The organism is Lewinella sp. IMCC34191 (genome assembly GCF_003390935.1).
Classification (GTDB): Bacteria; Bacteroidota; Bacteroidia; order Chitinophagales; family Saprospiraceae; genus Neolewinella.
Genome location: NZ_QNQZ01000002.1, coordinates 73,798 through 86,715, shown reverse-complemented (window position 1 = coordinate 86,715; position 12,918 = coordinate 73,798). Strand labels below are relative to the sequence as shown.

The 12,918-nt window shown below is 59.8% G+C and carries 7 protein-coding genes; 4 read left to right on the top strand and 3 right to left on the bottom strand.

Annotated elements, in window-relative coordinates; genetic code table 11:
* The first annotated feature begins 159 nt into the window (after positions 1–159).
* Positions 160–1,689 carry a T9SS type A sorting domain-containing protein gene (locus tag DRW39_RS04950; RefSeq protein WP_116105906.1) on the top strand — a complete coding sequence of 510 codons (1,530 nt, stop codon included), beginning with the start codon at positions 160–162 and terminating at the stop codon, positions 1,687–1,689.
* A 120-nt stretch (positions 1,690–1,809) separates the two neighbouring features.
* Positions 1,810–7,749 carry an alpha-2-macroglobulin family protein gene (locus tag DRW39_RS04945; protein WP_116105905.1) on the top strand — a complete coding sequence of 1,980 codons (5,940 nt, stop codon included), beginning with the start codon at positions 1,810–1,812 and terminating at the stop codon, positions 7,747–7,749.
* A gap of 135 nt (positions 7,750–7,884) precedes the next feature.
* Here DRW39_RS04945 and DRW39_RS04940 read toward each other — a convergent pair whose 3' ends face one another.
* Together DRW39_RS04940 and DRW39_RS04935 are read right to left on the bottom strand one after the other, a co-directional pair.
* The gene (locus tag DRW39_RS04940) at positions 7,885–8,610 is read right to left on the bottom strand and encodes a LytR/AlgR family response regulator transcription factor (protein WP_116105904.1); all 726 of its coding nucleotides are present in this window, start codon (positions 8,608–8,610) and stop codon (positions 7,885–7,887) included.
* 84 nt (positions 8,611–8,694) lie between these two features.
* Complete coding sequence (locus DRW39_RS04935) at positions 8,695–9,780, bottom strand: sensor histidine kinase (protein ID WP_116105903.1); 1,086 nt, start codon at positions 9,778–9,780, stop codon at positions 8,695–8,697.
* Positions 9,781–9,847: 67 nt separating this feature from the next.
* On the opposite strand from DRW39_RS04935, the gene DRW39_RS04930 reads away from it, so the two are divergent.
* Both DRW39_RS04930 and DRW39_RS04925 read left to right on the top strand, forming a co-directional pair.
* Complete coding sequence (locus DRW39_RS04930) at positions 9,848–10,159, top strand: hypothetical protein (RefSeq protein ID WP_116105902.1); 312 nt, start codon at positions 9,848–9,850, stop codon at positions 10,157–10,159.
* 54 nt (positions 10,160–10,213) lie between these two features.
* Positions 10,214–11,641: a rhodanese-like domain-containing protein gene (locus DRW39_RS04925; RefSeq protein ID WP_116105901.1), complete on the top strand. Its 1,428-nt coding sequence runs from the start codon at positions 10,214–10,216 to the stop codon at positions 11,639–11,641.
* Between the two features lie 62 nt (positions 11,642–11,703).
* Here the strand turns inward: DRW39_RS04925 and DRW39_RS04920 are convergent, their stop codons facing one another.
* Positions 11,704–12,795 carry an alkene reductase gene (locus DRW39_RS04920; RefSeq protein WP_116105900.1) on the bottom strand — a complete coding sequence of 364 codons (1,092 nt, stop codon included), beginning with the start codon at positions 12,793–12,795 and terminating at the stop codon, positions 11,704–11,706.
* Positions 12,796–12,918: the final 123 nt, after the last annotated feature.

Genomic DNA, 12,918 nt, shown 5'->3' with positions numbered 1-12,918 from the left:
GAAAACAGACCGCCTGGAATTCTTTTTCTACCTGCGCCCCGCCGCCACCTTTCATTTCAAGCGAGTTACAACGGGTATTTTATGCCATTCGGATGACACTCGTGCCAAATGAACCATACCCGTTGTGTAAAGGGCCTATATTCCTATAAATAACTCCCTATGCCTGTAAAGACTATCCGATGCTTACTTTGTTTCGCCCTGTTGGGAAGCACGCTGGCCGCCCAGTGCCCCGTGCCGACTTTCGAAAGACTAAGCGGTGACTCCGCTTCCGTAGTGTTGGCGGTCGATAGCCTGACCTTGCAGGGCCCCGCGGACGAACTGTTGCTCACCCTCACATGGGAGCCGGGCACGGGAAACGGGCAGGAGTCCTTCGATACGACCGTTACGGAGTTTACCGACGGGATAAGCTGGGAAGGCTTACTGCCCGCTACGAGGTATTCCCTGACCGGACGGGCCCGCTGCGGTACCGATACGACCGCGGCCGGGGAAGCCCTGGTCTTTTCCACCCTCGCGAATTCCCCGCCCCCTAATGACCGGCGCGTCAACGCCATCGATCTGGTTCCCGAACTGGAGGCATGCGGCACGTACACCGGAACAACGTACCTGGCTACGGGGGAGGCCAACGACGAGTGGGGGACCCTGGCGGAAGAGGAGGATGTATGGTACGCCTTCAAATTTTCGGGGCCGTTCAACTCCATTACTATTAGTAAATCCAACCGTAATAGCCCGGATATTAAGGTGCATTATTACAGCGAACAGACACAGCAGGGAGACAGTATTCGCATAGATATTGGGACCGTCCGGTTGTTTCCCAGCACTCGAAACTGGAGCAATCTGGAAGACAGCATCTATTTGCGCATCTACTCCGCCGATCCCGATCGACACGCCGAATTTGAGATCTGCGTCACGGAGCAAGATTTTTACATCGCGGAAGGAGAGGGATGTACGGAAGTCGAACCCGTAAGTTTCGATGGTACCGGCTCGATATATGACTATATCGACATCCGCACCCCCTCCGGCATCGTGGCCAGCATCTCCAATAACCAAGCTCTCGGGGAGGTCAGGGTCAGCTATTACGATTACGACGGGCCACCCCGTGAAGACGAGGCTAGCGGGGCGGTGTACCTCAACCGCAACATCAGTATCGTACCGCAAAATCAACCGACTGACAGTGTTCGGGTACGCCTGTACCTATCGGCGGACGATCTCAGCTCCATACTGGACACTGGCGTAATTAGCGAGGACAATCTGCTCGCTATCAGCAAAGTACCTTCCACGGTGTGCTCCGGAACCTATCCCGGTAATGGCGAGCCGGTCTCCGTCAGGACTTACGGAACGTACGGTCTCGGCGGCGTCATCGAACTGGAAGTTACTTCCTTTAGTGAGTTCTTCATTCATCCCGCAGACCAGGCACTAAGTACCGGCACAAGGGAGAAACGTGCCGTGGCGGCCCCCTGGCAGTTAGCGCCCAATCCGGCTCATGAGCGCATCCAGCTTACCACTCCTTCCTCCCTGATCGGGCAGGCCGTTCACGCGGAGGTATACGCCGCTGACGGGCGCCGTCTCTTTGCGGCCTCACTCCGCGCTGCACCCCGTCACTTTATCGACACCGGGGATTGGCCGGCCGGCGTTTACACCGTCGTGCTCCGGAGCGGGGAAACGCGTACCGCCCTTCGGATGGTGAAGTAGGGCGGCGGAGCGCAGGAAGAAGGTGGATAGAATCCTTTCACAGATTCTTAACGGGAAAGCCGTGTGCACTCCGGTTAACTCCGGCATCAATGGAGCGTTACGACAACCAAGCTCTATTCTATGCGCCCTCTCTTTATCCTACTGCTCGCCCTCCTGGCGGGAACCCTTATGGCCCAATACGACGATGCCTACGCCAATATTGAATCGCTAAGTAAGCAAGGCAACTACCGCAGCGCCCTCACGGCCGCCGAAGATTTATTCACGCAAGCCCTGGCCGACGACCGGCAGGATCATATGGCTCGCAGCCTGGCCTACCGCGCCCTTTTCGTCCAGTCACTGGAGGAGGACGGCCAGCAGGCTACCGTCGTTCTTTTGCGGGAAGCCACTGCGGCGCATCCCGATCTGGAGGTGTATACCGCGCTGGCCCACCTGCTGCTCGGCGAGACGTACCACCAGTACGCCGAACAAAACAGCTACCGACTGAGCCAATTGACTACCGCGGGGGAAGAAGGTGTGCCCGATACACTCGCGCTGGCCGATTACGGCCTGGATCAGTTACTCTACCTGAGTCAGCGTCATATTTACCGTGCTCTGGAGCTGACCAGCGAGAACCGCACGCCGCTGGTGGAAATCCCCGGACTTATCGAAGGCGGAGACGGGCGGACCGACGAGTTACCCACGCTTTACGACCTGATCGTCGACCGGGCCATGAACGTACTTGGTAGTGGGTTGGGGTCCGTTACCGACGATCGAACGGTCGATCCGGCCTCGCTGCTGGTACCGGCGGAAGCCTTTGCGGCGATCGATCTCGGTCTGAGCTACGACTTACGGAAGGGAACGCCCCGCAAGCTGTCCCTTTACCAGCAATGGATCACCTACCACCTGGACGCCGGCGGACCGGCCCTCCTCTACGCGGATTTGCAGCGGATGCATTTCGTGCGTGTGCTGGGTGCGGCGGATAGCTCCTACCTCAGCGCCCTGGAACGGATGTACGATAGCTACGTCGGCGTCGATACCCGCGACCGCATTCTCGTGGAAATGGCCGAAGTGCTCGACCGCGACGACGAGTCCCTCGGGGAACGTCCCCGGGTACGGGCCCTGGAATTACTGGACAGGGTAGGGGAGGAAGCCGTGGCCCGCGCCCGGGCCGGCCAGTTGCGGGCCAGCATCCGTCAGCGTAGCCTGACCGCCGAAACGTATTCCTTTTATCCACTGAAGGAGCACCTGCTGGTAAGCCTGGGGTATCGCAACGTAGACCGGGCCTACTACCGGGTCTACGCCATGGATCCCGCGGACGGCCAGCAACCCCGCTACCGCACCGATCGCCTGCTGGAAGAGCTGGCTGGAATGGAAGAGGTGGCCCGCGGAAATCAGGGGCTGCAAACGAACGATGACTTCGGCACGCACCGCACGGAGCTCGATCTCGACCCCCTCCCCGCCGGCGGCTATAGACTGGTGGTCGCCAATAGCGAGGACCTGTCGGCCGAAGAAACCACCTTTACCGTCGTTGATTTTCAGGTCAGCAATATCGCCGCTCAACGGATCAACGGCGAAGAGGGCACCTATATGCAGGTCACCGACGGGCTTTCCGGGGCACCACTCACCGACGTGGCCATTACCGTTCTCCGCGAAGGGCGTCGGGGGCAGTACCGGGAAATCGGCACCCGCCGCACCGACGATCGGGGCACCTTCGAGCTTCCCGCCGGCGATCGCTACGTGAACTACCGGCTCGTCCTGACCCGCCGGCAAAACAACGACCGCCTGGTCATCGATCAGTACCAATACGATCGGACCGAGGGCGACCGGAATGCTACGGACTACACCACCTTACTGACCGACCGACCGATCTACCGCCCCGGTCAGACCGTGCACGTCTACGGCCTACGCTTCCGCCGGGACCGCGACGAGATGCCGGCCATTCTGCCGAACGATCAGGTAACGGTCACTCTCCGAGATGCCAATTACCAGGAAGTGACCAGCCGGGACGTCACCTCCGATGCCTTCGGTCGCTTCAGCCTGGATTTTGAACTACCCGAAGGCGGGCTTACCGGTGGGTTTACCATCCAGACCGACAATGGTAGCGCAAGCTTCCAGGTCGAGGAATACAAGCGCCCTCGCTTCGAAGTCAGCCTGGATGGGCCCGATAGCGCTCCGGCCGGAGAAATTGTCACCGTCGGCGGTACCGCGCTAACCTACGCCGGTCCGCCGGTGGCCGAGGGACAGGTGAGCTACCGGGTCTACCTGGAGGAAGTGCGCTGGGCCTTCTACTACTTCCGCGGCGGTGGCGGGAATGAGCGCGAACTGCTCACCAGCGGCACCACCGAGACCGGGGAAGCCGGCACTTTCGATGTAACCTTCACCGTGCCGCCCAGCCTGCGGGCTCCCGGCTACCGCCGCTACCGCTTCGTAGTCGAGGCGGACGTGACGGACCCCACTGGCGAAACCCACGAGGCGACCACCTCCGTTGCCCTGCGCGGGGAGCGGCCGGCCGTAGCCGTCACGCCGGAGCGGGAAACCGTCGACCGCGGCGATAGCCTCACCCTGAACGTCCTTAGCGACGGCGAGGGAAACGTGCGGATTGACGTTCGCGTCATTCCCGTCATCAAGCCTAACGCCGCCCTGCTGGACCGCCCCTGGGCGATGCCTGACCGACCCGTGATCAACCCCAGCGCCTTCGAACGCAACTTCCCCTATCTGGCCTATGCTCCGGTACCCGAATTGGCGGAATGGCCCGCTGACGGGGACGCAATCTTCGAGGAAAGCCTGACGGTTAGCGGGGAAACAAATTACCTGCGCCTCGCCGCCACATTTGCCGTAGGCCACTACCGGATCGAATGGAACTACCCCGACGGCACCGCCGGCCAACCGGCCACCTTCAGCGTGTACGACGCCGGTGAAGCCGAGCTGCCGGCCGGTGTGCTCTACCAACTCGACCGGCTCAACGACACCGTGCGGGTAGGGGAGAAGCTGACCTTCCGCCTCATCTCCGCGGTAGAATTACCGCTCGTCCTGAGCCAGTGGCAGAGCCGGCGCGGGATCGACCTGCGGCGCGACGAATCCGACGGAAGCCTCACACTGAGCTACACACCTACGGAGGAAGACCGGGGGGGACTGATGTTCGAGCTGGCCTTCGTGCGCCTGAACCGTTCGTTCACCGAGCGCCGCCAACTGGAGTTGCCCTGGGACGATAAGAAACTGGAAGTCACCTACGCTACCTTCCGCGACCGCCTGCGCCCCGGCGAGCCCGAGCAGTGGACCATCGAGCTGCGCACCCCCGACGGCGAGCCCGCCGCCGCGGCCGCCCTGGCTACGATGTACGACGCCAGCCTGGATCAACTTTACGCGGGGCAGGATTGGACCTTCTCGCCGTACCCCACCTTTTACGGTGGTCCGTCGCTGACGGAAGGGGGAAGTTTCGGCAGTGCGTACGGTCGTCCGTACGGCCGGCAGGTTGACCCGGTCAGCGATACGGTGCCAAGTCTGCCCGAATTACTCCTCCCAAACTCGGGAAATATCTCCCGCATGCTGCTGGGTAAAGTACGTGGCATTACGATGCGCGCCAGTTCCGTCCAACGTTTCGAGGCAGTAGAAGAGGAGGCCGCCATTATGGACTCAGCCGCGGCGGGCAACATACCCCCGCCGCCACCTCCCGCCGAACCTACGACCCCCCAGGAAGAAGAGCCGGTCAACATCCGCACCAACCTCCAGGAAACCGCCTTCTGGCTCCCGGAACTAACCGCCGGCGACGACGGTGCCCTGCGCATCAGCTTCACCAGTCCCGAGGCGCTTACCGCCTGGAAGTTCCGGCTGTTCAGCCACGACAAGGCGCTGCGCTACGTCATCTCCGAGCGGGAGATTGTCACCCAGAAGGAACTGATGGTCCTGCCCAACGTGCCCCGCTTCCTGCGGGAAGGCGACCGCATCGAGCTCACCGCCCGCGTATCCAACACCACCGACGGTGCAATGGACGCCACCGTCGAGCTGGAGCTTTTCAACCCGCAAACCGGCGAAACCATCCCCCTGAGCGAATTTTCGGGCGGCGGAGCGCAGGTAGAAAACCTTTCCAGTCAATCCGTAAGCCTGAATGCCCAGGGGTCCGCTACCGCCCGCTTTGCCCTCTACGTGCCGGAAGGAAAAGCGCTGGAGGGACCGGTGGGCTACCGCATCATCGCCCGCAGTGCCAGCTTCAGCGACGGTGAGGAAAACGTGATCCCCGTACTGAGCGACCGCACGCTCGTTACCGCGCGGGTACCCTTCTACCTACGCCGCGGCGACACGAAGACCGTCGAACTCCCCGGTCTGGCCGACTTTGACAGCGAAACGCTCGAGCAGGTCAGCTACACCTTCGAGGCCACCACCAACCCCGCCTGGCTGGCCCTCAAGGCGCTGCCTTATCTCATGGAATACCCCTACGACTGCACCGAGCAGCTGGCCAACCGTTTCTTCGCCAACCAATTGGCCTATGCAACGGTATCGACCAAGCCCGTGCTGGAGGAGGTCTTCCGGAAGTGGCAATCCGATAGCACCGCCCTGCTCAGCGAACTGGAACGGAATCAGGACCTGAAGTCCGCCCTGCTCACCGAAACCCCCTGGGTACGGGAAGCCCAGTCGGAAAGCGAGCAGCGCGCCCGTATCGCCGATCTCTTCCAACTGACCAAACTGGCGAAAGAGCAAAAGCAGGCCCTGGCCAAGCTCGCCGCCCGCCAGGAGAGCGACGGATCGTACAGCTGGTTCCCCGGCGGACCGTCCAACCCCTACATGACGCAGTACGTACTGGAAACCTTCGGTCGAATGCGGGAGCTGGACGTGATCGACGGCAGCCAGGAATCGACCGTGCAGCGCATCACCGATGCCGCGATCGGCTACCTCGACGGCGAAATGGAGAAGCAGTACGACCGCCTCTTCGGCGAGACAAAGGACTCGGTAAAACTCCGTCAGGAATATCGTCCTACGGCCCTGCAGGTCCACTACCTCTACGCCCGGAGCCGGTTCGCCAAGATCGGCGCACTGGATAGCAAAGCACTGACTTTCTTCCGGGATCGGGCCTTCGCCACCTGGACGGGCTACGGTCTCTACGAGCAGGCCCTGGTTGCCCTCATCGCGGATGCGGCCGGAAATGACCGCGCCACCCTGATTCTGGAGAGCCTGCGGGAACGCGCCATCCACTCCGACGAATTTGGCATGTACTGGAAGTACGAGCGTGGTGTCCGCTGGAACAACCTGCCCATCGAGACCCACACCCGGATCCTCGAAGCCTTCCGGACCATCGATCCCCAATCCGAGGAAATGGACGATATGCGCCTCTGGCTGCTGACCAATAAGCGCACCAATGCCTGGCCCACCACCAAATCGACCGCCGCGGCCGTCTTCGCCCTGCTGAACGCCGAGGGAAACTTTACCGTCGGCAAAACCACGGTACCCCTCAAGGCCCGCTGGCCCAACGCTTCCCGTGACCTGAGCGACCGGATAGCCGCCCTCCAGCAGCAGGCCGAGGCCGCAACCGGAGCCTTCGAACTGCGCCTGCCCGCAGAAGAAGTAAATCGCGATCTGGCCAAGGTCCGCGTCAGCAACACCGGAAACGACCTCGTGTGGGGTGGCATCTACTGGCAGTACACCGAGGTAGCCGAGCAAGTAGAGGAGAGCCACAACGGTCCCCTCACTCTTGAGCGGCAGCTGTTCCTGCGTACCGGCGACCACCTCGAACCCCTGGCTGAAGACGCCACGCTCGCCCCCGGCGACCGCGTTACCGTCCGCCTCACCGTCACCAGCGACCGCGACATGGACTACGTCCACGTCAAGGACCGCCGCGCCGCCACCTTCGAACCCGTAGACGCCCTCTCCGCCTACACCTATCAAAACGGACTGGGCTACTACTTCGCCCCGGGCGACCTGGCCACCAATTTCTTCATCAGCGACCTACCCAAGGGCACCTACACCCTGGAGTACGACCTCTTCACCACCTACGCCGGCAGCTTCAGCAATGGGCTGGGCCGGGTGGAGTGTATGTATGCTCCTGAATTTGGGGGGAATTCTGCCGGAGGCAGAATTATAGTACGGTAGTTGGGAGTCGCCGGCTTTGCCGGCGGAGTAGTACGGTAGGCAGTGACCAGCATTCCGGTTGGTGAGCACCAGGCTGGCTGTAACCTACCGTACTACCCCGTTGACGCAGTCAACGACTACCGTACTACCGTACTCCTAAAGCTTCAGCTTGTCAATCCGCTCAGCCAAAATCTCCCGATAGCTCTTACCCACCGGGAGGGTGGTCACTTTGCCTTTCTCCATTACTTCGACCATGTTTCCCTGGAGGGCTTCGATGCGCTGGAGGTTGACGATGTAGCTGCGGTGGATGCGCTGGAAGTCGGCGGTGGGGAGCTTGTCTTCCAGGCTTTTCATGGTCTGGAGGGTAATGACGCGGTCGTTGGGGAGGCGGATGATGACGTAGTCCTTGAGGCCCTCGATGTAGACGATGTCTTCTAGGTTGACGCGGACGAGTTTTTTGTCGGCCTTGACGAAGAAGTAGCCGGGGCCGCCGTCCTGGACGGGCATGGCTTTAGCTTTTTGCTTGAGTTCGGCTTGCTCGATGGCGCGGTTGCAGGCCTGAAGGAAGCGGTCGGTACTGATGGGCTTGACGAGGTAATCGAGGGCGTTCAGCTCGAAACCGTCCAGGGCGTAGTTCGGGTAGGCCGTGGTGAAGATGGTGACGGGCGGGTCGGTGAGCCCGCGGAGGAAGTCCGTACCGGTGAGCTGGGGCATATTGATATCGAGGAACATGAGATCGACGTCTTCTTTCTTGAGGACTTCATTGGCCTCGAAGGCGTTGTCACACTTGGCAATGAGATCGATCTCCGGCATCTTTTCCAGATAGGTTTCGAGAATATCCTGGGCGAGGGGTTCGTCGTCGACGATAATGGCGTTGATCATAGTTGGGTGGTTGGATAATGATTATAGGGCGTATGTCCGAATGATCGTGGGCGGACGAGCTTCGCTCGGCGGACCACCACCATTCTACAGTTGCAGGTTTAGGTGGATGGCGTAGGTACCAGGGGTTTCCCGGATATCCAATTGGTGGCAATTAGGATATAAGAGTTCCAGGCGGCGGCGGACGTTCACCAAGCCGATTCCGCCACTGGGCCGTGCGGCATCGGGGGGGCGGGGCAGGACGTTGCCTTTCGTATTCTCCAGGTTGAAGCGAATGGCCCGCGGTTCGACGTGTAGGGTGGCGTGTACGAATCCACCCTTAATGGCGGCATTGATGCCGTGCTTGAAGCTATTTTCCAGGAAGGGGATCAGCAGCAGGGGAGCGATTTGTTGATCGACGACATTGCCCTTCACGTCCAGCGTGATGTCAATGCCGTCGCGCTGCCGCAGCCGCTCGAGATCGAGGTAGTTACGCAGATAGTTGATCTCCTTTCGCAGCGGCACCTTGGGCTCGTTGCACTCGTAGAGCATATACCGCATCATTTCCGACAGCTTAATGACGATATCGGGTGCCTTGTCCGACTTCTTCAGCGTCAGCGCGTAGAGGCTGTTGAGGGTATTGAAGAGAAAATGGGGATTAATCTGTGACTTCAGGAAACGCAGTTCCGACTGCATCGTCTCGTTCTCGACCTGCTGCTTCTTACGGTTCTCAGTGATCCAGTCGGTCATAATCTTGCCGATGGAGCTGATGCCGCCGATGAGGAAATTGCCGAGAAAGTAGGCTTCCATATTGTTGAGCAAATCGAACTGGATGGACTCCCGGTAGGAGAAGAGAAAGTATTTGATCACCAGTTCCAGCGGCGTGAATAGCACCGACAGTCCGATGAGCGCCGCCAGGTAGATCCAGAACCGGCCAGGCTTGAGGTAAGTCGGAAACAGGAACAGCAAGTTGGTGTACACCACGATGGCGAAGACCACCACCGTGATGAATTCGTTGACCACCGCCAGGCCGAAGCCGATCTCCCCGGTCTGCAACTGCAGGGCCACGAGAATCCCGAAGAAGGCCAGCCAGCCGATACCGTGATAGAAGGGACGGCGCACGAGCGTGCTTCCCAGGCGATCGGCGAAGTCACTGATCTGGGCACCGGCTGATTCTCGGGTGGCGGTCGACATAGGCCGTAAAATAAGGTGGTGGTAGGCGGATGGGAAAGACTTTTCTACCAATCCGGCCTGCGGAGCGATGAAAGAGCTCACCAACAATTCCGGATCGTGGATCGTTTTCCCCACTATGGGCACCTACTTAATTGCCGCCGTTGCCGCGGCTATCATTTACCGGATCGGACGTGAGGTAATGGGCAGTTTACGGCATCCCGACGAGGAAGAATTGCTCGATTATTGGAACGGAGTCACCCGCGATGAGGACCGGGCCGCCTACCGGCAGATCAGCGAACACCTCGCTACCTGCGAACAGTGCCGCGACCGACTCGACGAACTGCGCAAGCGCCCCGGCGGCCCCGGCGCGCATAGCCCCATGATCACGCGACGCTACTAAACATCGTAGACCCGGCAAGCGGTTAGAGGAGTACACACAGTACAGAACCCCTTCATGACCATCCAGCGTTTTCACGACGAAATTAACGACCAGTACTCTTACCTCGTCAGCGAGCACGGAGAAGCCGTTGCCATCGACCCCAGCCGCAACGTTCACCGATATCTTGAGTACCTCAATGAGCACAAGCTTCGGCTGGTCGGCATCGCACTGACCCACACGCCGGGCAGTTTTGCCAGCGGGTGGGCCGAGCTGCGGGAGAAGACCCGCGCCACGCTGATCGCCGCCACTACCTTCCGGTTTCACGGGGAGGGGGCGTTCGTTCAGGCCGGTCGGGCCACCATGTTTGCCTTCGGTGATGGCAGCCACCTGCAGACGCAGCCCACGCCCGGCTTTACCGCCGACAGCATTTGCATTCTCGCCATCGACAGTTCCCGTTCGGTGCACGGGATCTTTACCGGTGGGGCCTTACTGTACGACGGCGTGGGGTACCCCCTTCCACGTCCGACGGACAAAAATCCACTCCACGGACGGAAGAACTACGTGCAGGAGATGTACACCTCCCTTAATAAAAAGGTCCGAGGCTTTGCCCCCAAGGCGACTATCTACGCCGGCTTCGGGGAAGACGCCCACTTCAGCAAAATGGCCAACAGCCGCCACGCCCAGTTTAACCTGACCGAAGCGCAGAACGAAAGCCCCGTTTTTAATCAGAAGGACGAAAGTGCTTTCGAAAGCTGGGTACTTAAGGACTATCCCTTTGTGCCCGCCTACGTCAAGGGTTGCCTGGAGCGGAATCCGGACGGCTACCAAAGTTGGGCGCTGGCCATGAAGCCGTTCTTCGAATTACTACCTGAAGAAGAGCGCAGGGAAGCGATTCAACTCCCCGGTGAGGTGAGCCCCGCTTCGCCCCAACATTTACTGCTCGACGGGGAGGAGGTGCTGCTGATCGATACGCGACATTCGGATGATTTTAACGCCGGCCACCCGCCCGGGGCCATTAATATCCAATCCGACGGACCTTTTGCCCTGGCCCTCGGCTCCGTCGTGAAGCCCGGAGAGGTTTTCTATGTCATCATCGACGATAAGGAAAAGACCTTCGACATCGCACAGGCGGTGGCCAAAATCGGGTACGACCACCAAATCCACGGAGCGGGAATGTGGGCCGAGGCCCGCGACACCGTGCACCCGAAAGCACTCGATGCTAAGGATTTTAAAGAAAACCACGTCGGGAATTATACCATCGTCGACGTACGCTCAGCGGAGGCGGCCGAGGAGGATACCCGCTTCTATGGAGCGATCAACATCCCATACTGGGAGATACGCGATCGGGCTGCGGAGATCCCCCTGGATCGTCCGGTCGTGGTCCACTGTGGAGACGGCTATGCGTCCGCTATCGGAGCCAGCGTCCTTCGCCGCACGATTGGCGACCGGGTGCCCGTTTACGACCTGGGGCGCTCAATTAAGAAGTTCAAGGCCAACCGGTAACGAAAAAACCGCCGAACGCACATCTGGCGTTCGGCGGTTTAAATTTTATTAAATGGCGACCGCTAGGCGGTTTCGGCCAGCGTAGGGTAGGTCAGGTACCCATCTACACCGGGGGTGTAAAAGGTATCCGTATCGGGGATATTCAATTCCGCACTCTCCCGGAACCGTGTCACCAGGTCGGGGTTGGCAATGAAGGGACGACCGAATGCCACGAGGTCACCCTTATTGGCGCGAATATCAATTTCAGCCCGGTGGGCGTCGTAGCCTCCGGAGAGGATAAAGGTACGCTTGAAGGCTTCGCGGAGCTTCGTTTTGATGGCTTCGGGGACGGCCGGCGCGCCCATGGCTTCGTGGTCTACCATGTGCAGGTAGACGATACCGGTCTTATTCAGAATTTCGACCAGACGGAGGTAGGTCTCATCTACGCTGTCGAAGGGTCCTACTTCGTTGAAGTAACCGTAAGGGCTTACCCGCATACCGACCCGGTCGGCACCAATGGCGGCCACGGTAGCTTCGGTGACGTTGCGGACGAAGCGGATACGATCCTCGACCGAACCACCGAACTGATCGTCGCGCTTGTTGGTCTGCGGATTCAGGAACTGCTCCAGCAAGTAACCGTTGGCCGCGTGGAGTTCCACCCCGTCGAATCCGGCATCGATGGCCAGTTTAGCGGAGGTAGCATATTCCTTAACCGCGAAGGTGATGTCGTCGATACTCATTTCCTGCGCCAGTGGAATGTCCAGTTGGCCTTTTCCGTCGACGTACATCTTTGTGTCGGTCATTTCCACCGCGCTGGGCGCCAGGACGCGGCCGCCTTCCGGTAAATTATCGGGGTGACTTACGCGGCCGCAGTGCATCAACTGCATAAAAATCTTTCCGCCACCGTCGTGGACGGCCTGGGTGACTTTCTTCCATCCCTCCATCTGCTCGGCGGAAAAATTGCCGGGGATGCGGGGGTAACCCAAACCATTGAAACTCGGTGAGGTGCCTTCGCTGATGATCAGACCGGCCTCGGCGCGGTTGCCGTAGTAGGTGGCCATCATGTCATTCGGAACATTGCCCTCGGCGCGCGAGCGGGTCATGGGCGCCATAACGATGCGATTTTTCAAGGTGATATCGCCCAGTTGGTATTCGGATAGTAGGTGGTCTAGCATAAACTTCTTGTTTGTAATTCCAACAGCTCGCGTGGGCGAAGGTTCCGTAATCGTGTATATACATTTATTTTGATTGTAAACGCTCTGTCTGGCCTGATTATCCCGCTGATGGTCCGATTTTAC

What these genes read in the sequence shown, in the direction of transcription:
- DRW39_RS04950 (WP_116105906.1), top strand. Translation starts at nt 160, where the DNA reads ATGCCTGTAAAGACTATCCGATGCTTACTTTGTTTCGCCCTGTTGGGA.
- DRW39_RS04945 (WP_116105905.1), top strand. Translation starts at nt 1,810, where the DNA reads ATGCGCCCTCTCTTTATCCTACTGCTCGCCCTCCTGGCGGGAACCCTT.
- DRW39_RS04940 (WP_116105904.1), bottom strand. Translation starts at nt 8,610, where the DNA reads ATGATCAACGCCATTATCGTCGACGACGAACCCCTCGCCCAGGATATT.
- DRW39_RS04935 (WP_116105903.1), bottom strand. Translation starts at nt 9,780, where the DNA reads ATGTCGACCGCCACCCGAGAATCAGCCGGTGCCCAGATCAGTGACTTC.
- DRW39_RS04930 (WP_116105902.1), top strand. Translation starts at nt 9,848, where the DNA reads ATGAAAGAGCTCACCAACAATTCCGGATCGTGGATCGTTTTCCCCACT.
- DRW39_RS04925 (WP_116105901.1), top strand. Translation starts at nt 10,214, where the DNA reads ATGACCATCCAGCGTTTTCACGACGAAATTAACGACCAGTACTCTTAC.
- DRW39_RS04920 (WP_116105900.1), bottom strand. Translation starts at nt 12,795, where the DNA reads ATGCTAGACCACCTACTATCCGAATACCAACTGGGCGATATCACCTTG.